This is a genomic window from Streptomyces sp. NPDC057253, assembly GCF_042669125.1.
GTDB lineage: Bacteria > Actinomycetota > Actinomycetes > Streptomycetales > Streptomycetaceae > Streptomyces.
In genome coordinates this window covers 13,776-34,325 of record NZ_JBHUXV010000103.1, presented here as the reverse complement: position 1 = coordinate 34,325, position 20,550 = coordinate 13,776, and the positions used below count along the sequence as shown (strand labels likewise).

The following is a 20,550-nucleotide window of genomic DNA, read 5'->3' as shown; positions in this document are numbered from 1 at the left end:
GGGGGGGGGGGGGGGGGGGGGGGGGGGGGGGGGGGGGGGGGGGGGGGGGGGGGTGTGTGACGGCTGGGCGGACGGTGAGGCCTGGGGGGTGGGGGCGCCGTAGCCTCCCGGGGTACCGGTGCCCGCGCCTGCGCCGGTGCCTGTGCTGTAGCCGCCGCTGCCGTAACCGCCGGGGTTTCCGCCTCCGCCGTAGCCGCCGCTACCGCCGCCGCTGTTGAAGCCACCGGGTGCCGGGGCCGACGCTCCGCCGCCCGACGGGTCGACCAGCGCCTCGACCTTCCACTGGACGCCGAACTGCTCGGTGAGGGCCTGGCGCAGCACCTCCTCGCTGCCACTGCTCGCGAAGTTGTCGCGGGCGCCGGCATTGACGAAGCCGAGCTGGAGGGTGGTGCCGTCGAAGCCGGCCACCTGGGCGTTCTGGCTGAGCAGGATCCAGGTGAAGCGGCGTCGGTTCTTGACCGCTTCGAGGATGTTGGGCCAGAGCTGGCGGGGGTCGAGGCCACCAGAAGGGGGGGCGTAGGCGGCCGGGCCGGGTGCGGGGGCCGCGGACGCGGGCGTGGGCTGGGCGGGTGCCGCCGGGGTGGCTGCGGGGCGGTGCGCTGCGGGTGCCTGGGGCTGACCGCCACCTCCGGCCGGGGCCGCGGTGGGCCAGCCACCGGGACGCCGCCCACCACCGGCGGGGGCGGCGGTGGGCCAGGCGCCGGGGGCGGGAGCGGAGACTGCGGGTGCGGGGGTAGAGGGGGCGGGGGTCGGGGTGGGCGGCTGCTGGTCGGACGGGGAGGCGGGGCCGTGGTCTGCGGGAGATCCGTGCGTCGGGGCGGTGGGCGGGCCCGAGGGGGACCCGGTGGCTGGGGACGGGTTGACGGGCGGTGCCGAGTCGGCCGCAGCGATGCCGGGGTGGCCGGCCGTGGATCCTGCTCCGGTGGGGAGGCCGCCCGGCCCGCTGACCGGGGTGGCACCGCCGGGGCCGCCCCCGGGCGTGCCCGAGCCGACGCCGCTGCCCGCGCCCGAAGCCCGTACGGCCGCGCGGGCCGCGGCCGGGCCACCGCCGGGCGGGACCGGAGCCGAGGGCGCCACGGGGGCCATCGGGGCACCGGAAGCACCAGAAGCACCCGGGGCCACCGCTCCCCCGTGCGCCTCGGGCCCCGGCACGTACCCCATCCCGATGCCCGTGCCCATACCCATGCCCGCGCCCATGCCGGCCGCGGGTGTGCCGGGTCCGGCCGAGAAGTTCACGCCGCGCTCGATGCGGTCGAGGCGGGCCATGACGGAGCGCTCGTCGCCGTAGGCGGCGGGGAGCAGTACGCGCGCGCAGATGAGTTCCAGCTGGAGGCGGGGCGAGGTGGCACCGCGCATCTCGGTCAGACCTTCGTTGACGAGGTCGGCGGCGCGGCTGAGCTCGGCGGCGCCGAAGATGCCGGCCTGGGCCTGCATGCGCTCGATGACGTCGGCGGGGGCGTCGATGAGCCCCTTCTCGGCGGCGTCGGGGACGGCGGCGAGGATGACCAGGTCCCGCAGCCGCTCCAGCAGGTCGGCGACGAAGCGGCGCGGGTCGTTGCCGCCCTCGATGACGCGGTCGACGACCTCGAAGGCGGCGGCGCCGTCACCGGTGGCGAAGGCCTCGACGACGGAGTCGAGCAGCGAGCCGTCGGTGTAGCCGAGGAGGGAGGTGGCCATGGCATACGTCACACCCTCCTCACGCGCACCGGCGAGGAGCTGGTCCATGACGGACATGGAGTCACGGACGGATCCCTGACCGGCCCGCACGACGAGCGGCAGCACGCCGTCCTCGACGGGGATGTTCTCCTTGCCGCACACCTCGCCGAGGTAGTCGCGCAGGGTGCCGGGCGGGACGAGCCGGAAGGGGTAGTGGTGGGTCCGCGAGCGGATGGTCCCGATGACCTTCTCGGGCTCGGTGGTGGCGAAGATGAACTTGAGGTGCTCCGGGGGCTCCTCGACGACCTTGAGGAGCGCGTTGAAACCGGCCGACGTGACCATGTGGGCCTCGTCGATGATGTAGATCTTGTAGCGGCTGCCGGCGGGCCCGAAGAAGGCCTTTTCGCGCAGCTCACGGGCGTCGTCCACGCCACCGTGGGAGGCGGCGTCGATCTCGATGACGTCGATGGAACCCGGGCCGTTGCGAGCGAGGTCCTGGCAGGACTGGCACTGGCCGCAGGGGGTCGGCGTGGGGCCCTGCTCGCAGTTCAGACACCGGGCGAGGATGCGTGCGCTGGTGGTCTTCCCGCAGCCTCGCGGACCGCTGAACAGGTACGCGTGATTGACCCGGTTGTTCCGCAGCGCCTGCTGCAACGGGTCGGTGACATGCTCCTGCCCGATGACCTCGGCGAAGGACTCCGGGCGGTAGCGGCGGTACAGCGCGAGAGACGACACGCATACGAGGTTATAGGCGCCCACTGACAACCCGACCCCGCGCGGGCCCCCGGTCCGGGAACGCGAACGCCCCTCACGCACCCGCCAGAGCCAACCTACCCTTGCTGCCTTCCGGCCCTGGGGGAGTTCAGTCAGATAGCGCCGCGTGAGGGGCTGCCCAAACAGTACCCGATGGCGAGGGGTGGGAACGAGTTCGCGAGCACTCCTCAACGTCTTGTATTGTTTGCGGCGGAGGATTCGCCTAGAGGCCTAGGGCGCACGCTTGGAAAGCGTGTTGGGGGCAACCCCTCACGAGTTCGAATCTCGTATCCTCCGCCAGTGCCTCACCGGGCACGATGTCGAAGGGCCCCGCTGTTCACAGCGGGGCCCTTCGTCGTTGTCCGTCCCAGTTCTTCCGTCTCAGTTTTCGTCTCAGTCGTCTTTCGGGGAGTACCAATGCGGGGCCAGGCCGCGACCGCAAGGACGTCTCGCTTCAGCATGCGTCCGTCGACGACCTCGTAGAGCAGCCGCCGCACTTGTGGACCGAGGCGGATCACGTACCGGATACCCCCCATGTCCACCGCGCCGATCTCGCCCCGGTCAGCGTCTGCGGCGAACCCGTCAGCCTCGACCACCTGCCAGCCGGCCTTCACGCCGCCCACGCGCGCGATGATCTCGACAGGGTCCGTCCGCTTGTCCATGGTCCCCCCGCTGTCCATACCGGATGAGAGACCGGCGACCCGGGACGGCCCCGGGCCGTTTCGTACGCCCGCGTCTTTGAGAGGCCGCTTCCAGGTCTGGGAGTCGGTGTTCGGGCTGGAGCGAAAAAGTTCGCAGGTCGCGGCAACCCTGTGCGGAGGCTGTGACCACTAGGCGTCGGATCCGGTCGTCCCCCTGGCTGGATCCACCCCTCTTCTGGTGAACGGCATGCAAGGAGAACACCTCCCCATGAACAACCCCACGACCGGTGGGCGCCGCGGGCGTCACCGTCGTCGCTGGACCGCCACCGCTCTGCTGCTCGGCGTGCCCGCCATCGTCGTGCCGTATCTCCTGTTCGCGCAGGAGGACTCGCAGGCCGCGACGATCGACGGCAATGCGTACTACCGGATCGTGTCCGTACGCAGTGGCAAGGTGCTGGACGTCAACGCCTTCTCCACCGCCGACGGCACCCGCATCCAGCAGTGGACCGACCAGAACACCGCCAACCAGCAGTGGAAGCTGAGACCTGCCGGGGACGGCTACTACGAGCTGGTGAACCGCAACAGCGGCAAGGTGCTGGGCATCAAGGGCGATTCGACCGCCCAGGCGGCCGTCGCCGAGCAGCAGACCGACAGCTCCGTCACGTCCCAGGAGTGGCGGGTCGACGATGTGAGCGGTTCCGGCGCCGTCACCTTCACCTCCCGCAGGAGCGGCCAGGTCCTGGACGTCTCCGGAGGCTCCACGGCCGAGGGCGCGGCCGTCATCCAGTATCCCGGCAGGGGCAGCACCAACCAGCAGTGGAAGCTGGTGCAGACGGCCCAGACCCAGGCGTCCGGGACCCCGGCGTCCGAGAGCCCCGCGTCCGGGACCCAGGCCTCCGGGACCGGCAGCTCCCAGACCACGGCCGCGGCCGGGCCGTACGTGTGGAAGAACGCCCAGGTGGTGGGCGGCGGTTACGTCACCGGGCTGGTGTTCAACCAGAAAGAGAAAGGTCTGCTGTACGCCCGCACCGACATGGGCGGCGCCTACCGCTGGGACACCGCGGCCGAGCAGTGGATCCCGCTCACCGACTGGCTCGGTGAGAAGGACTGGAACCTGCTGGGCATCGACTCCCTGGCCACCGACCCCGTCGACCCCGGCCGGCTCTACCTCGGTGCCGGGACCTACACCAACGAGTGGGCGGGCAACGGGGCGATCCTGCGGTCCACCGACCGGGGCCGTACCTTCCAGCGCACCGATCTGCCGTTCAAGCTGGGCGGCAACGAACCTGGACGCGGGGCGGGCGAACGGCTCGTGATCGATCCCGCGGACCACGGCACCCTGCTGCTGGGTACCCGCAAGAACGGTCTGTGGCGCAGCACCGACTACGGCGTGACATGGCGTCAGGTCTCCTCGTTCCCCGTCAAGGACGGGGCGAGCAGCGGTGCGGGCATCTCCTTCGTGACATACGGCCCGGCCGGCAGCAACACGGTCTACGTCGGCGTCAACGACAAGTCCACGTCCCTGTACCGCTCCACCGACGGCGGCAGCAGCTGGCAGGCTCTCGCAGGGCAGCCCACCGGTCAGATGCCGCAGCACGGTGTGGTCTCCGGTGACGGGTCGCTGTACCTGTCCTACAGCAACAGCATCGGCCCCATGGACGCGACGGCGGGCTCGGTGTGGAAGTACACCCCGGCCGGCGGCGCGTGGAAGAACGTCTCGCCGTCCAGCGGCGGTTACGGGTTCTCCGGTCTGGCCGTCGACGCGCAGAAGCCGTCCACGGTGATGGTCACCACCCTGGACCGGTGGTGGCCCGAGGACGAGATCTACCGGACCACCGACGGCGGTTCGACCTGGAAGGCCCTGGCCGACAAGTCGACGCGGGACGCCTCCGGCGCGCCTTACGTCGGCACCCACACCGGGCACTGGATGACCGCGCTGGCCATCGATCCCTTCAACTCCGGGCACGTGCTGTACGGCACCGGCGGCGGCATCTGGCGCAGCAAGGACGCCAACGCCTCCGACAGCGGTGGCACCAGCCACTGGGCCGCCTCCGGGGCCCGCGGGCTGGAGGAGACCTCGCTGGCGGACGCGATCGCTCCGCCCGGCGGCGCCACCGTCATCACCTCCATGGGCGACCAGGGCGGTTTCCGCCACGACTCGCTGACCGAGGTGCCCGGCGGGCGGATGAAGGACCCGCTGATGAGCAGCAGCACCGACATCGACTTCGCCCAGTCCAACCCCTCGGTGATGGTCCGTGTCGGCACCGGTGGCGCGCAGGACGGCGCCTACTCCACCGACGGCGGCAGCAGCTGGCACGGCTTCACCGCGGAACCGGTCCCCAGCGCGAACATGGGCCATGTCGCCATCGCCGCGGACGGCTCCACCATCGTGTGGGCCGAGTCCGGCCAGGCTCCATACCGCTCGACCGACAAGGGAGCGAGCTGGTCGAAGGTCAGCGGGCTGGGCACCGACGCCGTGGTCGTCGCCGACCGCTCCTCGGCCAACACCTTCTACTCCCTGTCCGGCGGGACACTCCACGCCAGCACCGACGGCGGCGCGACCTTCACCGCCCGCGCCACCAACCTCCCCTCCGGCCGGCTCACCGCCGTCCCCGGCATCAGCGGCGACCTGTGGATCGCCGGCGGTGACAGGGGGCTGCTGCACTCCACCGACGGCGGCCGCACCTTCACCACGCTCGGGTCGGTGAAGTCCGCCGCCGCCCTCGGCTTCGGCAAGGCCGCGCCCGGCACCGACTACCAGGCCCTGTACCTGATCGGCACCGTCAAGGACGTCACCGGAGTCTTCCGCTCCACCGACAAGGGCGCCACCTGGCTCCGCGTCAACGACGACGCCCACCAGTGGGGCGCCATCGGCAGCCTCGGCGTCATCACCGGCGACCCCGACACCTACGGCCGCGTCTACATCGGCACCAACGGCCGCGGCCTCCAGTACGGCGACCCGTCCTGACCCCCCATCCCCCAAGCGAGGCCGCAGCCACCCCGGCCTGCGGCCCCGCCGTGCGGCCCCCGACCCCGGTGCCGCTCCGGCCGCACGTCACGGCCACCACCCCCACCCCCCGCCCTCAGTGCACCGACAACCCCCCGTCCACAAAGATCGACTGGCCCGTCACATACCCCGCCGCCCCGCTCGCCAGGAACACCGCTGCTCCCGCGAAGTCGGCGGGGACGCCGTTGCGGCCTGTCATCGTGCGGGTGGCCAGGGTGGCGACCTGGTTCGGGTCGCTTGCCAGGCGGGCGTTGAGGGGGGTCAGGACGAAGCCCGGGACGAGGGTGTTGCAGGTGACTCCGTGGGGGGACCAGGCCTCGGCCTGGGAGCGGGCCAGGGATTCCAGGGCACCCTTGGAGACGCCGTAGGCGCCGCTCTGGACGAAGGCGCGGTGGGCCTGCTGGGAGCTGATGTGGATGATGCGGCCGAAGCCGCGCTCCGCCATCCCGGGGCCGAAGCGCTGGCCCAGGAGGTAGGGGGCCTCCAGGTTGACGGCCATGGTGGTGTCCCAGACGTCGTCCGTCAGTTCGTGCATGGGCGGGCGCAGGTTCACTCCCGCCGAGTTGACCAGGACGTCCGGCTCGCCGAACACCTCGGCGGCCGCCTCCGCCGCCGTACGGACGCCGTCCCTCGTGCTCAAGTCGCCGCTCACCCAGGCGGACCGGCAGCCGTCCCGCTCCAACTCGGCCACCGTCGCGGCCAGTTCAGGCTTCCTGCGGGCCACGATCACCACGCTCGCCCCCGCCCGCGCCAACGCCCCCGCGATCGCCCCGCCGATTCCCGAACTTCCGCCCGTCACCAGTGCCACGCGGCCGTCCAGCGAGAACAGTTGGGAGAGATACGCCTGGGAAGTCATGCCCGCACCCTAAGTCGGTACCCGAGGCCCATGACCAACATCCTTGTCGGCACGTGCTCCTGGACCGACCCGGCCCTCGTCCGCAGTGGCTGGTACCCGCCGGGGTGGCGGGACGCGGAGCGGCGGCTGCGGTTCTACGCCGGGCGGTTTCCCGTGGTCGAGGTGGACGGCAGCTTCTACGCCCTGCCCAGCGAGCGCAACAGCCTGCTCTGGGTGGAGCGGACGCCGGCCGAGTTCGTGTTCGACGTGAAGGCGTACGCCCCGCTCACCGGGCATCCGGCACGGCAGGCCGCGCTCGCGGACGTCCCTCTGGACGAGGTGTGGGCGCGGTTCGCCGCCGGGATCGGGCCGTTGCGGGAGGCCGGACGGCTCGGCGGGGTGCTGTTCCAGTTCCCGCCGTGGTTCCGGCCGGGGGCGCGGGCCGAGCGGTTCCTGGAGGAGACCGCCGAACGGACCGCCGGGTGGCCCGTCCAGGTGGAGTTCCGGCATCCGTCCTGGTGGGAGGAGCGGCAACGGGACCTCACCTGCGCGCTGCTGAACAAGTACGGCTTCGGCGCCGTCGCCGTCGACATGCGCCAGGGGCTGCCCGCCTCGATGCCGCCGCTCACCCCCGTCACCACGACCCGGCTGGCCGTCGTCCGCTTCCACGGGCGCAGCTCCTCCTGGGGCCGCGGCAGCAAGGAGGAGCGTTTCCGCTACGACTACTCGCGCGCCGAACTCGCCGAGTGGCTGCCGCGGTTGCGCGCCCTGGCCGAGCAGGTCGACCAGGTCCACGTGCTGTTCAACAACTGCTGCGCGGCGGCCGCCGTGCACGCCGCCGAGACCATGGACGAGCTGCTCAGCCCACGATCCGCACCGTCTTCGTCACACTGATCTGGTCGATGTCGGACACCCTGATCGTGGCCTTCATCTGCCAGTCGCCGGCGAGGGGCAGGGTGAGGTCGTTCGTGCCCCAGTAGCCACCCCTGTTCTTCAGACCGGCGTCGATCGGGCCGATCTTCTGGGCCGGCAGGGTGAAGGACAGCCGGAGTTCGGGGATCGTGGCGAGGCCGCCGTCGGCCGCGTAGACGATGGCCTGCACCGAGTTGTCGCCGGTGCGGCCCGGGTCGAGGGTGACCTGCACCTTGCCCGAGGCGCCGGCCACGGCGAACGGGAGGTTGGTCACGGACGCGGCGGGCAGTCCGCCCGAGGCCGGTGCCGCCTCGGCCGCCTCGGCCTGCGCCCGGCCGGGCAGCGTGCCGCTCAGCACGGTGCTCAGCACGAGCACCACGACACCGACGGCCACTTCGGCGAGGACGGATCGACGCAGGCGATGCCGGTACGCTGCGCCGGCCGGGCCGGGGGCGGTGGACACCGGCTCAGAGGCCGAATCGGACCCCGGCTCGGACACCGAGTCGGACCCCGGCTCGGACGCCGACTCGGAAACCGGCTCCGATACCGCAGACGCCCCACCACCAGACGTCGCGACCGGCACCTTCGCAGGGACGACCGGCTTCGCCTTCTCGCCGATCGCGGCCAGTCGTCCCGTCCACCGTCGCGACATCCTCGCCGCCGTCAGCAACAGGGTCACCGCGATCAGTTTGAAGACCAGGAGGTGGCCGTACGTCGTCCCGGTGATCTCGCTCCAGGAGCCGAGCCCGCGCCAGGACTGGTAGACGCCGGTGACGACGAGGACGGTCACGGCGGTGAAGGCCAGCCGGGAGAAGCGGGTGACGACGGCGGGCGGGAGCTGGGACGGGACCCGGTGCAGGAGCATGAGCAGGGCCGCGAGGCCGCCCAGCCAGACCGCCATCGCCAGCACGTGCAGCACCGCGGACGTCATCGCCACCGGCACCTGGATCCCGGCGGACGCGTGCTCGGCGGCGGCCCAGGTCAGCGCGAGGCCCACGGCGAGCACGGCCCCGGCCGCCTGCCACGGGCGGGACAGCCGGGACTCGCCGAGCCGCAGCAGTCGTACGACGAAGAAGTACGCGACCAGGAGCAGCGCCGCGCGGACCAGGAGGGCCTCGCCCGGGCGGGTGCCCAGGGTGCGTTCGAAGGCCTTCAGCGAGAAGGCGGAGGCCGGGCCCGTGCCCGCCTCGTAGGGGGCGCGCAGCACCAGCAGGAACAGGGTCGAGCCGAGCAGGGTGCCCCAGCCCGCCCACAGCAGCCTGCGCAGGGGGGCCGGGTCCGGGGGGCGGCAGGCGGTGAGGAAGACGGCGGTGCCGATGAGCAGGGCCGCGGCGAGGTAGGCCAGATAGCGGCCCATGTTGAACAGGCTCTCCGTGGCCGGGTCCTCGGTCGGGCCGGTGTCCACGACGACGGTGGCCGGGGAGGGTTTGCCGACCGAGAAGGTGAAGGCGCCGGAGACCGGGTGGCTGTCGGCGGAGACCACGCGCCAGGCCACGGTGTAGGTGCCCTGGGCGAGCTTGGCCGGCAGGGAGACGCTCGCCGTGTCCGAGCCGCCCGTGCCGTGTGCGGCCTCGCCGGTCTTCAGGCGTTCGCCCTCGGGGGTCAGTACCCGGAAGGAGTCGTCGAGCAGGCCGACGGACTCGGTGAAGGTCAGGGTGATGGAGCGGGGGGCGGACTTGAGGACGGTTCCGTCCTCGGGGTCGGTGGCGCGGAGGGCCGCGTGGGCCGACGCCGGTCCGCCGCCGAGGAGGAGCAGGACCAGCACGGTGCCCAGCAGCACCAGCCCTTGAAGTCCTCGCCTTCGCCGGCCTGTGCTGCTGCGGGCAAGCTCACACCTCACGTCACTACTCCGTACCTGGGCTCCCGGTCTTCCCGATAGGTACGGACGCGAAGGACGCAGCGCTCACCGGCACCTCCGTGCGCCTCACCACACCGCCCCCGCCGTCATCCCGCCGTCCACCACCAGGTCGTGCCCGGTGATCCAGGACGCGAGCGGGGAGGCCAGGAACACGCAGGCGTCGGCCACGTCCTCCGGGCGGCCGAGCCGGCCCAGGGGCGCCCGTCGGGTCCAGCGCTCCACGCCCTCCGGCCAGTCCCGCGCCAGCCCGTCCCGGTCGATCAGGCCGGGGGAGACGGTGTTGACGCGGATGCCGTGCGGGCCGTACTCGAGGGCCGCGGACCGTGCGTGCATCAGGATCGCCGCCTTGGAGGCGGAGTAGTGGGCGTGCTCGGGCGCGGGCCGGCTCGCCTCGATCGAGGCGATGTGGGTCACCGAGGCGCCCGGCCGCATGATCTCCGCGGCGGCCTGCGTGCAGGCGAAGACGCTGGTGAGGTTGGTGTCCACGACCGTGCGCCACTGGGCCGCCGTCATCCCGGGCAGCGGTCGCGTGGGCTGCACGCCCGCGTTGTTGACCAGGGCGGTCAGTCCCCCGCCCCACTCCGCCGCCGCCCGCACCAGCCGCCGGCACTCCTCCTCGTCCCGCAGATCCGCTTCCAGTACGACGGCCCGGGCGCCCACCTCCTCGATCCCGGACGCCACTTCCCGCGCCGCCGCCACCGCCGTACGGCAATGGACCGCGACCGCCGCGCCCTGCTCGGCGAACCGCAGCGCGATGCCCCGTCCGATGCCGCCGCCCGCGCCCGTGACCAGGGCGACCTGGCCCTCCAGGAGTCTCATGGACGGCACAGTCCCGCGATCCGCGCGGCCTCGGCGGGATAACGCGCCGTCAGCTCGGCCGCGTCCCCGTGCTCGTAGTCCTCGTAGGTGAAGCCGGGGGCCATGGTGCAGCCGAAGAAGGTCCACGCGCCGCGGGTCCTGGCGCCCATCCAGGTGCCCGCGGGCACGGTCAGCTGGGGGCGCTGGCCGCTCCGTATGTCCGGGCCCAGGACGGGGGTCGTCGCGGTGCCGTCGGGGGCGAGGAGCAGGAGGTCCAGGGGGTCGCCGAGGTAGTGGTGCCAGATCTCGTCGCTGGGCAGGCGGTGCAGGGCGGAGTAGTCGTCCGCGGTCAGGAGCGCGACGATCGCGGTGCCGTGGGGGCGTCCGTCGGCGCGCTCCGGTCCCGCCCAGGTCTGCCGGAACAGGCCCCCCTCGCGGGGGATCGGTTCCAGGCCGTAGTGGGCGACGAGGTCGTCAGGCGTCACCCGGGAAGGCTACCTCCCGTGCCAGGAAGGCCAGTTGGGCGTGCTTCTCGGGCAGGTGGACGTCGGGGAGGTCGATCTCCGGGAGCACGACCGCCTCGCCCGCCAAGAAGCCCTGCTTCAGGAAACGGGCGATCGCCTTCTCGTTGCGCACGTCCGGGTCGACGACGACCCGCCGCCGGTCCAGGCCCAGCAGCACGTACGAGGCCACGGCGCTCAGCAGCGCCGACGACCACCCCGAGGTGGGGACCCCGGCGGCCGCGGGCGCGAGCAGCAGGTGGACGCCGATGTCGCCGGCGCGGACCTCGTAGCACTCGCCGACCCGGTCGGCCTCCGGCTCGTAGGTCTGGAGCAGCCCGGCCGGTTCGCCGTCCTTCTCCAGGAGGTAGGCGTGGTGGGTGTCGAGGGTGCCCAAGTGGGCGTAGGCCTCGGCCACCTGGTCCTCGGTGAGGCCGTTCATGCCCCAGAACGCGGCGCGTTCCTCGCGCACCCACGCGTGCACGGTGGGGGCGTCGGCCTTCGGGTCGAGACGCAGGACGCGTACGGTGCCGAAGCCGGGGACGGTCTGGGTGTGGACCGCCTCACGGGCGGGGGTGCGGGGCATCGGTCTCCTCAGTCTTCCTTGGTCAGGTGGTGCCAGTCGGTGACGACCGGGACGAGATCTCCCCTGAGCCACAGGGGGAGTTGGTCGCGGTGATGGGGGGAGCCGGGGACGCCGGACGCGCCCAGCGGAACCACCCAGAGGCTGTCCTCGCGGCGGGCCAGGTCCCAGACGTACCGGGCGGCCGGGCCGCGGGCGGCGAGGTCGGTGAGTCCGGGGACCGCCGAGGTGCACAGGACGCAGTCGTGGTCGCCGGAGAGGGCGGGGGCGTCCGGGGCGTCCTCGGGAAGTGCCCGCCACGGGGCGAGACGGTGGGTGTCGCCCCAGGTGCCGCGTGGCGGCTCGGCGGCCACCTCCTCCAGGGCGCCGCGCACGGTCTCGTCCCGGTCGACGCCGTACAACTCCTCGGCGCGCAGGAGGTGTTCGAGGGCGAAGGCGATCCGGGGGACCAGGCCGAGCCAGGGGAGGAGGACGTCGGGGTAGGCGGGCGGGGCGGTGAGGGCGGCGAAGGCGGGGTGGGCCGCCAGTCGTCGTACGACCGCGCTGCGGACGGCGGCGTAGAGGGCGGCCTCGTGGCTGTCCGCGGTCATCCGGCGGTCCCAGTGGATCAGCGTTTCCCGCAGGGTCACGGCCTCGGGGCTCAGACCGTCCAGGTTCGCCAGGCGGTCCAGCAGGGGCTGGGCCGAGGCGAGATGGGTGTCCGTGTGGATCAACGGCATGTCGGCGGGGGACCAGCGGTCCTTCTCCGCCAGCAGGGCGGTGATGCGGTGCGCGCGGTGGGGCGGGGCGAACTCGACGCCGAGGGGGGCGGCGGGGCCGCGCTGGTTGGCCATCACGGCGATTCCGTCGGTGAGGCCGGCCCGGGGCGTTGCGTGCCAGCCCCGCCATTCGTGGCCGGGTTCCCAGGCGGGGACGGGCCGCAGCCGGTTGGCCTCCGCGCGCACCGGGACCTTTCCCGCGACCCGGTGCAGCAGGCCGCCCTCGATGTCGGCGGCCTGCACCACGTTCACGGGCTCGACCCAGTGGTCGAAGGCCCGGTCCACGTCGGCGGTGCGGCGGGCGCGGAGCAGGGGGAGGAGGGCACGGAAGCCGAGGCCCTCGGTGACTCGGGGTGGATGGCGGAGGGAGAGGGCGACCGGGGGGTCGGGGAGGACGGGCGGGTTCGAGGGGACCGGGGCGTCCGAGAGGGCGGGCGTGTGCGAGAGGTCCGGGGCGTCCGAGGCGACCGGCGTGCCCGAGGGGTCCGGTGCATCCGAGGCGACCGGCGTGCCCGAGGGGTCCGGTGCATCCGAGGCGACCGGCGTGCCCGAGAGGACCGGCGTATCGGAGAGGACCGGCGCCCCCTCGATCACTCCCCCGCCCAGCCCCTCCGGGCCTCCCGCGATCACCGGGCCCCGCTCCGTCTCGATCACCTCGATCTCGACCGGCTCCTCGCCCGCCACCTCGATGGTCTCCGTGTGCCGGGAGGCCCGGTGCCAGATGCCGTCCGGGCCGAGGGCCTCGATGCCCGCGCCCGTGCGGCGCAGGCGCTCGCGGTAGAGGTCCTGGTAGTCGGCCATCGCGTTGGTGATGGACCATGCGACCGTGCCGGCGTGGCCGAAGTGGGCGATGCCGGGGACGCCGGGCACGGCGAGGCCGAGGACGTCGAACTCGGGGCAGGACAGGCGGATCTGCTGGTAGACGCCGGGGTCCTCGATGTAGCGGTGCGGGTCGCCGGCGAGGACCGGGTGCCCGGTGGTGGTGCGGGCGCCGGCGACCAGCCAGCCGTTGCTGCCGGCGGTGCCGGGGCCGTCGGTGGCGAAGAGGCCGACCGCGTCCGGGCCCAGGTGCCGTAGCGCCTCGTCCCGCCAGAGCTTGGCCGGGAATCCCGCGAACAGGACGTGCGTGGCGAGCCAGACGCCGAGCGGGGTCCAGGGCTCCCAGCGTCCGGGGGCGAGGCCGGTGCGGGTGAACTCCGGGGCCGTGGTGGCCGGCAGCTCCTCGTTGACGCCGTCGACGTACGCCCGCACCCAGTCGGCCGTCTCCGGGTCCTGTCTCTCCAGCGCGGTGAAGCAGCGTCTCGCGGTGTCGTCGAGGCGGGCCCGTCTCGCGAGGGTGTCCCAGGACAGGGCCCCGGCGCCGAGGAAGGCGGCCGAGGTGCCCCGGGCGCGGTGCCGTTCGACCTCCAGCTGCCAGGCGCGGTCGCGGGCGGTGACCCGGCCCTGGGCACGGGCGAGTTCACGCGCGCTGTCCGCGCGGAGGTGGGGGATCCCCCAGGCGTCCCGGTAGATCTCGATACTCACCCTCACACCCGCTTCTCTTTAAGTTAGGCTTACCTAAGTTTTCTCGGTGCGGGAATCGTACGTGAAGGGTGAAAAGACCATGGGGCAGGGGCACGGCTGGGAGGGCGCGGTCCTGCGGCTGCTGCGCGCGAAGGACTTCGAGTTCACCGTGACGGGCGCCGAGGACGTCACCGCCGAGTACCGGCGGGTGCACCTCACCGACGGCGGGATGCTGGCCGCCACCGGGGTGCACCCGACGATGTGGGTACGGCTGTGGTTCTCCGCCGCGGGCAAGCCGCACCAGCGGGCGTACACCCTGGTCGACCCGGACCCCGGGGCCGGCACCTTCAGCCTGGAGTTCGCGCTGCACGACGGTGTCGCGAGCGACTGGGCCCGGACGGCGAAGCCCGGCGACACCGTCGAGGCCACGGTCCACGGCACCGGGTTCGACCGCCCCGACCCCGAGCCCTCCCACGTCTTCGCCTTCGGTGACCCGGCCTCGCTGCCCGCCCTCAACTCCCTCCTCGGCGCGCTGGACTCCTCCCCCGCGACGGTCTGGTTCGAGGGCGGCGACGACGACCTCCCCTTCCGCACCGACCCCGCCCGCCACGAGGTCCGCCGGGTCCTGCGCCTCGACTCCGGCGCGCACCTGATCGCCCAGGCGAAGGCGGATCTACCCGCCCTGCTGAGGACCCACCCGGACGCCTACGTCTGGATCGCCTGCGACACGGCGACGACCCGGGCCCTGTCGTCGTACGTCCGCAAGGAGCTGGGCGTACCGAAGGAGCGGGTCGACGCGCTGGGCTACTGGCGGCCCTGACAGGGAATCCACGCCGGGCGCACAACTCTTCGAGTGGCCGGTGAGTCGTAGGGGACGGCTGTTGCCCCTCACCGAACAGCCGTTGCCCTTACCGAGGAGTTCCGTTGCGCAGAGCCGTCATCGCGGCCGCCGTGCTCACCGCGTCCGTCGCCGTCACGCTCACGCCCATGACGTCGTCCGCTGCCGCCCCCTACAAGGGGGCCAACACCGCCGCCGTCCAGGACGACTTCAACGGTGACGGCTACCGGGACCTGGCGGTCGGCGCCCCGAACGCGGCCAACGGCAGCGTGGAGGAGGCCGGCGCGGTCGCCGTGCTGTACGGCTCGAAGTCCTCGGTGAGCGCCACCCGGCGGACCGTCATCACCCAGGCCACGTCCGGGATCCCGGGCGACCCGGAGGCGTGGGACGAGTTCGGCAGGACCGTGGCCAGCGCGGACCTGGACCGGGACGGGTACGCGGACCTGATCGTCGGCATCCCGCACGAGAGCGTCGGCGGTGTGGATGCGCGGGGCATGGTCACCGTGGTGTGGGGCGGGCCCAGCGGGCTGAGGGGTGGCGCGAGCATCGCCCCGCCGGCCGGTTTCGGCAAGGACCGGACGTACTGCCGCTTCGGCATGTCCCTGGCCACGGGCGACATGAACGGCGACGGCGCCCCCGAGCTGGGAGTCGGCTCCGACTGCGAGGCCTCCTCCTACTCGGGGCCCTTCACCCGCACCGGCCGGGCCGCCTCGCAGTACCGCGAGTCGCGGGTGAACTCCCGCGGTGTGGTGATGGGCGACGTGAACGGCGACGGCAAGGCCGAGCGGTTCTACCTCGCCGGGCCCACCACCGGCGACCTCCGCGGTCCGGTCCATCTCGACACCGGCGCCCCCGACCCCGAGGACTACTCGGCCAACTGGCCCGCCGACCTGCCCTACGCCGACGGCCACGCCGGACAGATTGGTGACGTCAACGGCGACGGCTACGGCGACCTCGTCACGGGCGTGGCCGACGACGACCGCACCATGAACGAGGCCGGCGCCGGGCACAAGGGCGGCGAGATCCAGGTCCTCTACGGCAGCGCGCAGGGCATCTCGGCCGGCCAGAAGCCCAAGGTGTTCCACCAGGACACCGCGGGCGTGCCGGGCGGCGCGGAGTGGGGCGACCTGTTCGGCCAGTCGCTGAGCGTCGGCGACGTGAACAAGGACGGATACGCCGACGTCCTGATCGGCTCCCCCGACGAGGCCGTGGGCACCCGGCAGCGGGCCGGCACCGCCGTCCTGCTGCGCGGCTCCGCCACCGGCCTGACCACCGCCAAGGCCGCCGGATACACCCAGGACACGACCGACGTGCCCGGCGCGGTGGAGACCGGTGACGCGTTCGGACAGGCCGTCCACCTCGCCGACCTCAACGGCGACGGCAGGGCCGAGACGGTCGTGGCCGCGCCCACCGAGAACAACGACGGCTGTCTGTGGATCGCCCGCGGCTCGGCCTCCGGCCCTGTCCTCAAGGGCTCGGTGAACCTGTGCGGCAAGAGCGCCGGCATCACCGTCCGGGGCGTCAAGGGCTACTTCGGCGCGGCCCTCACCAGCCCTCACGTGGAGCAATGACCGGTACGGGGGCATGATCGGGGCATGGACGTCACTCTTCACCTCGCCCAGGACTCCGAGGCCGACGAACTGCTCGGCCGGTCCCCGCTCGCCGCGCTGGTCGGGATGCTGCTGGACCAGCAGGTTCCGATGGAGTGGGCGTTCAAGGGGCCCCGCACCATCGCGGACCGGCTCGGCGCGAACGACCTCGACGCGCACGACATCGCCGCGCAGGACCCGGAGGCCTTCGCCGCGCTGCTCTCCGAGAAGCCGGCCGTGCACCGCTACCCCGGCTCGATGGCCAAGCGGATCCAGCAGCTGTGCCAGTACCTCGTCGAGCACTACGACGGTGAGGCCGAGCTGGTCTGGAAGGGCGTCGAGGACGGGCGGGAACTGCTGCGCCGCCTGGAGGAACTGCCGGGGTTCGGGAAGCAGAAGGCGCAGATCTTCCTGGCGCTGCTCGGCAAACAGCTCGGCGTCCAGCCGAAGGGCTGGCGGGAGGCGGCCGGCGCGTACGGCGAACCGAAGTCCTTCCGCTCCGTCGCCGACATCACGGGCCCCGAGTCCCTGACGAAGGTCCGGGCCCACAAACAGGAGATGAAGGCGGCGGCGAAGGCGGCGAAGGCAACGAAGAAGGCCTAGCCGGCCGGGTGGCGACCCTGCAGGCCGGGACGCCGGCGCCGGTCCCGGCCCGGACCATGACCGAGTCCGGCGGCCGCACATGCCCGAGCCGCCCTTCGAGGGCCCCTGCGGCCGGTCGCGCCCCCTGCGCGCCCCGCGAGAGCCCCGGCGCCCCATCCCCCCTTGCTGCGACCGGGTGAATCCCCGGGCCGAAGTGATGAAGCGGGCGCGTCGGAGGGGGAGACGCCTTGGGTGAGCACCGTACGACGCCTTCCGCACCGGCTCGGTCCGCTGCGCGCGCTCGTGCTGCTTCTCGTGCTCCTCGTGCCGGGTGCCCCCGCACAGACGCACGCGGCCCATGTCGTGGCCGGTGAGGTCGCCGAGTACGACGTCCTGGACACGGCCCTGCGCCCACCGGCCCGCACCGCCCACCGCACGGCAGCGGCCGTACCCCTGCGACCCGCCCCGCACCCCGGGACGGCACCCGCCCTCGCCGAGGGCCGTCGGCTCCCGGGGCCCCCGCGGCCGCCGTACGCGCTGCCCGCCCTGCGTTCCGTGGTCCTGCGCTGCTGAGAGAGCCCGCTTTCCCCCAGGCCGGCTCAGCACTCACGCGAGGGACAAGGAACACAGCCATGCCCACCGACCCGTACGCGATCCTGCGCGCCCTGCTGCGCGCGGAAGCCGCACGCAGTGCGCCGAAGGCGCAGCACCAGGACCGGAAGCCGCCGGTGAAGGAACCGAAGCGCGGCTGATCCACCGCGGCCCGCAGGAGGCGTGGCCCCCCGGCTACCGCCTCCTGCGGGCCGTACCGAAGAGCGAGCGGGTGATCTCGCGCCCGAGCTGCGTGCCCAGCGACCGCGCGAGGGACTTGAACACCCCGCTGCCGACGACCTGTTCGACGACGGAGGGGTCGTCCTTGGGCTTCCTGGCCGGTGCCTTCACCTCGTCCGCCATCTCGTCCGGGCCCTTGGCACCGCGCGCACTCAGCTTCTCGTAGGCCGACTCCCTGTCCACAGCCTGTGCGTAACGGCCGTACAGCGGCGAGGCCTTGACCGCGGCGTCGAGGGTGCCGGCCTCGACGGGACCCATCAGGGACTCCGGGGCGCGCAGCCGCGTCGCCGCGACGGGCGTGGGGGCGCCCTTCTCGCTGAGGACCGTGACGACGGCCTCGCCCGTCCCCAGCCCGGTGAGGAGTTCCTCCAGGTCGTAGGCGGAGTCGGGGAAGGTCTTCACCGTCGCCCTGAGCGCCTTCTGGTCCTCGGGGGTGAAGGCCCGCAGCGCGTGCTGCACCCGGTTGCCGAGCTGCGCGAGGACGTCGGCGGGTACGTCCTTCGGGGTCTGCGTGACGAAGAAGACGCCGACCCCTTTCGAGCGAATCAGCCGGACGGTCTGCGTGAGGGAGTCGAGGAACGCCTTCGAGGCGTCGTGGAAGAGCAGATGCGCCTCGTCGAAGAAGAAGACGAGCTTCGGCTTGTCGGCGTCCCCGACCTCCGGCAGGTCGTGGAAGAGATCGGCGAGCAGCCACATCAGGAAGGTCGAGAAGAGCTGCGGCCGGTCCTGTACGGCGGCCAGCTCTAGGACGGACACCAGCCCCCGCCCGTCACTCGCCGTCCGCAGCAGCTCGCCGGTGTCGAACTCGGGCTCCCCGAAGAAGTCGGCCATGCCCTGCGCCTCGAACGCGGTGAGGGACCGCAGGATGACCCCGGCCGTGGCGGTGGACAGACCCCCGATGTTCCTGAGCTCCGCCTTCCCCTCCTCGGAGGTCAGAAAGGCGACCACGGCCCTGAGGTCCTTCAGGTCGACGAGCTCCAGCCCCTTCTGGTCGGCGTAGTGGAAGATCAGGCCGAGGGACTGCTCCTGGGTCTGGTTGAGCTGGAGCACCTTGGACAGCAGCACCGGCCCGAAGCTGGTGACGGTGGCCCGCACGGGGATGCCGTGTCCGATGCCGCCGAGGGCGTAGAACTCGGCGGGGAACCCGGTGGCGACCCACTCCTGGTGCACGTCCGCTGCCCTGGCCTGCACCTTCTCATTGCGCACCCCGGGCGCCGAGATCCCCGAGACGTCCCCCTTGATGTCCGCGAGGAAGACCGGCACGCCCTGTGCGGAGAGCTGTTCGGCGATGAGCTGGAGCGTCTTGGTCTTGCCGGTGCCGGTCGCGCCGGCGACCAGTCCGTGCCGGTTGAGCATCGGCAGCGGGATCCTGACCTGCGCGTCCGGCAGACAGACCCCGTCCCACAGCAGCGCCCCGAGATCGAGGGCGGGCCCGCCGAAGGCATAGCCGGCGGCGATCTCCAGGGCCGGCTGCGGAAGGGCGGCGGAGCCGGGTTTTGCCTCCGGCATGGACCGGTCGGCGGCTGCGGCGGGAGGCCCCGTGACGCCCCCGGGTGCGGTCTTTCGCTCGCTCATACCAGACCCCTGTTCCCGCTTTGCCCAGTTTTTGGGCATTTTTTCAAGCGTCGCACTCGCCCGCCATGGCTGCGCCCGGAAGGTCTTGACCGGTAGGCTTTCCGTGTGATCTTCAAGCGCATCGGAAACGGCCGGCCGTACCCCGACCACGGCCGGGAAAGCACCCGGCAGTGGGCGGACGTCGCGCCGCGCCCGGTCCGCCTCGATCAGCTCGTGACGACCAAGGGCCAGCTCGACCTGGAGACCCTGCTCGCCGAGGACTCGACGTTCTACGGCGACCTGTTCGCGCATGTCGTGAAGTGGCAGGGCGACCTCTACCTGGAGGACGGCCTGCACCGCGCGGTGCGGGCGGCGCTCCAGCAGCGACAGGTGCTGCACGCGCGTGTGCTCGAGCTGGACTGAGTGACCGCGGCGTAAAGGTTTGGCCCTTTCGGGTTCACCTGCACCGCGGTCAATGATCATCTAGTAGGCATCGCCGCCCGGGCGCACTACGCTGCGCCCATGAGCATGCTGACGCCCCCCGGCATGGGCGGTAAGTACCGGATCACGGGAGACAAGTACCCCCGGATGCGTCGGCCCCGGCGCCGCGGCAGGCTCGTCCTCGGCGTGGTCGCCTCGGTCGCCGCGCTGAGCCTGGTCGGCTGGGGCACGCTCCAGCTCATCGACGTGTTCACGGGCGGCGGGGACCAGGCGTCGGCGGCGGGTCCCAAGGCGGACTGCGCGAGCAAGGTCAGCGCGTCGCCTTCCGCTCCCGCGGCGGCGCTGCCCAAGCCGGGGCAGATCACGGTCAACGTCTTCAACGCCACCAAGCGGGGTGGCCTTGCCAAGAAGACCGCGGACGAGTTGAAGAAGCGGGGCTTCCGGATCGGGGACGTGGGCAACGCGACAGCGGCCTACGACAAGAAGGTCAAGGGCACGGGGATACTGCTCGGCCCTGCGTCCGCGCTGAAGACGTCCCTGCCGGTGCTGGGCACGCAGCTGGCGGCTGCGGAGACCCGCACGGACGCGCGCAAGGGGGCGGAGGTCGACCTGATCATCGGGTCGGCGTTCAAGAACCTCACGGGGAAGGCGGCGGCCGACAAGGCGTTGGCGACGCTGAACCATCCGGAGCCGGCGGCGACGTCTTCCAAGAAGAGCTGCTGAAGTTCGCCTACGGATATGTCGGGGTCGGGCGCCTAGAGGGGTGCCGGGTGCGGTAGTCGGGCGGGTGCGGGTGAGTGGGGGCTGGTCGCGCAGTTCCCCGCGCCCCTAGGTGGGTTGCGGTGACGCCCGCTACGACGGGACCGTCAGCTACCCTCGCCCGCCCCCACCGAACCGCACGCGCTACAGAC

At 72.6% G+C, this 20,550-nt stretch carries 17 protein-coding genes, 1 tRNA gene and 1 other RNA gene; 9 read left to right on the top strand and 10 right to left on the bottom strand.

The features are described from left to right. Positions 1 to 2,391 (bottom strand): DNA polymerase III subunit gamma and tau (locus ACFULQ_RS37525; protein ID WP_383552888.1); only part of this gene is annotated, 2,391 nt, incomplete at its 3' end. 59 nt (positions 2,392 to 2,450) lie between these two features. Next, positions 2,451 to 2,549, bottom strand: an RNA gene (gene ffs / locus ACFULQ_RS37520) — signal recognition particle sRNA small type. Positions 2,550 to 2,621: 72 nt separating this feature from the next. On the opposite strand from ffs, the gene ACFULQ_RS37515 reads away from it, so the two are divergent. Continuing rightward, positions 2,622 to 2,709: transfer RNA gene (locus ACFULQ_RS37515), tRNA-Ser, on the top strand. 5 nt (positions 2,710 to 2,714) lie between these two features. Here the strand turns inward: ACFULQ_RS37515 and ACFULQ_RS37510 are convergent. Continuing rightward, a complete protein-coding gene (locus tag ACFULQ_RS37510; RefSeq protein ID WP_383552886.1) occupies positions 2,715 to 3,071 on the bottom strand; it encodes a hypothetical protein in 357 nt (118 codons plus the stop codon). 247 nt (positions 3,072 to 3,318) lie between these two features. Between ACFULQ_RS37510 and ACFULQ_RS37505 the strand changes: the two genes are divergently transcribed. Next, positions 3,319 to 6,018, top strand: coding sequence for an RICIN domain-containing protein (locus ACFULQ_RS37505; protein WP_383552883.1), 2,700 nt, complete (start codon positions 3,319 to 3,321; stop codon positions 6,016 to 6,018). Positions 6,019 to 6,133: 115 nt separating this feature from the next. Here the strand turns inward: ACFULQ_RS37505 and ACFULQ_RS37500 are convergent, their stop codons facing one another. Then, positions 6,134 to 6,913, bottom strand: coding sequence for an SDR family NAD(P)-dependent oxidoreductase (locus ACFULQ_RS37500; RefSeq protein WP_383552880.1), 780 nt, complete (start codon positions 6,911 to 6,913; stop codon positions 6,134 to 6,136). Positions 6,914 to 6,943: 30 nt separating this feature from the next. Between ACFULQ_RS37500 and ACFULQ_RS37495 the strand changes: the two genes are divergently transcribed. Then, positions 6,944 to 7,786 carry a DUF72 domain-containing protein gene (locus tag ACFULQ_RS37495; protein WP_383552877.1) on the top strand — a complete coding sequence of 281 codons (843 nt, stop codon included), beginning with the start codon at positions 6,944 to 6,946 and terminating at the stop codon, positions 7,784 to 7,786. Here ACFULQ_RS37495 and ACFULQ_RS37490 read toward each other — a convergent pair. The 5 genes from ACFULQ_RS37490 to ACFULQ_RS37470 all read right to left on the bottom strand — a co-directional run bounded on the left by ACFULQ_RS37490 (position 7,752) and on the right by ACFULQ_RS37470 (position 13,825). Next, positions 7,752 to 9,584: a copper resistance protein CopC gene (locus ACFULQ_RS37490; RefSeq protein ID WP_383552875.1), complete on the bottom strand. Its 1,833-nt coding sequence runs from the start codon at positions 9,582 to 9,584 to the stop codon at positions 7,752 to 7,754. The genes ACFULQ_RS37495 and ACFULQ_RS37490 overlap by 35 nt on opposite strands. 144 nt (positions 9,585 to 9,728) lie before the next feature. Further along, complete coding sequence (locus ACFULQ_RS37485; RefSeq protein WP_383552872.1) at positions 9,729 to 10,481, bottom strand: SDR family NAD(P)-dependent oxidoreductase; 753 nt, start codon at positions 10,479 to 10,481, stop codon at positions 9,729 to 9,731. Continuing rightward, a complete protein-coding gene (locus ACFULQ_RS37480) occupies positions 10,478 to 10,945 on the bottom strand; it encodes a cupin domain-containing protein (RefSeq protein WP_330265875.1) in 468 nt (155 codons plus the stop codon). The genes ACFULQ_RS37485 and ACFULQ_RS37480 overlap by 4 nt, the downstream gene beginning before the upstream one ends. After that, positions 10,935 to 11,546 (bottom strand): GNAT family N-acetyltransferase, encoded by a 612-nt coding sequence (locus tag ACFULQ_RS37475; protein ID WP_383552869.1) that lies wholly within the window; start codon positions 11,544 to 11,546, stop codon positions 10,935 to 10,937. The genes ACFULQ_RS37480 and ACFULQ_RS37475 overlap by 11 nt, the downstream gene beginning before the upstream one ends. Positions 11,547 to 11,554: 8 nt before the next feature. Next, on the bottom strand, positions 11,555 to 13,825 hold the full coding sequence (locus ACFULQ_RS37470; RefSeq protein ID WP_383552867.1) for a penicillin acylase family protein: 2,271 nt from the start codon (positions 13,823 to 13,825) through the stop codon (positions 11,555 to 11,557). Between the two features lie 79 nt (positions 13,826 to 13,904). On the opposite strand from ACFULQ_RS37470, the gene ACFULQ_RS37465 reads away from it, so the two are divergent. The 4 genes from ACFULQ_RS37465 to ACFULQ_RS37450 all read left to right on the top strand — a co-directional run bounded on the left by ACFULQ_RS37465 (position 13,905) and on the right by ACFULQ_RS37450 (position 17,386). Further along, positions 13,905 to 14,624, top strand: coding sequence for a siderophore-interacting protein (locus ACFULQ_RS37465; RefSeq protein WP_383552865.1), 720 nt, complete (start codon positions 13,905 to 13,907; stop codon positions 14,622 to 14,624). A gap of 104 nt (positions 14,625 to 14,728) precedes the next feature. Further along, entirely contained in the window at positions 14,729 to 16,213 is a 1,485-nt protein-coding gene (locus tag ACFULQ_RS37460) for a hypothetical protein (RefSeq protein WP_383552862.1), read from the top strand. Positions 16,214 to 16,237: 24 nt separating this feature from the next. Then, positions 16,238 to 16,834, top strand: coding sequence for an HhH-GPD-type base excision DNA repair protein (locus ACFULQ_RS37455; protein ID WP_383552860.1), 597 nt, complete (start codon positions 16,238 to 16,240; stop codon positions 16,832 to 16,834). Positions 16,835 to 17,065: 231 nt separating this feature from the next. Continuing rightward, a complete protein-coding gene (locus ACFULQ_RS37450; protein WP_383552857.1) occupies positions 17,066 to 17,386 on the top strand; it encodes a hypothetical protein in 321 nt (106 codons plus the stop codon). Positions 17,387 to 17,599: 213 nt separating this feature from the next. On the opposite strand, the gene ACFULQ_RS37445 is transcribed toward ACFULQ_RS37450, so the two are convergent. Continuing rightward, a complete protein-coding gene (locus tag ACFULQ_RS37445; RefSeq protein WP_383552854.1) occupies positions 17,600 to 19,219 on the bottom strand; it encodes a helicase HerA-like domain-containing protein in 1,620 nt (539 codons plus the stop codon). 105 nt (positions 19,220 to 19,324) lie between these two features. Between ACFULQ_RS37445 and ACFULQ_RS37440 the strand changes: the two genes are divergently transcribed. Then, positions 19,325 to 19,621, top strand: a complete 297-nt coding sequence (locus tag ACFULQ_RS37440; RefSeq protein WP_003999914.1) for a type II toxin-antitoxin system VapB family antitoxin — start codon at positions 19,325 to 19,327, stop codon at positions 19,619 to 19,621. 99 nt (positions 19,622 to 19,720) lie between these two features. Further along, a complete protein-coding gene (locus ACFULQ_RS37435; protein WP_383552851.1) occupies positions 19,721 to 20,362 on the top strand; it encodes a LytR C-terminal domain-containing protein in 642 nt (213 codons plus the stop codon). The last annotated feature ends 188 nt before the right edge of the window (positions 20,363 to 20,550 follow it).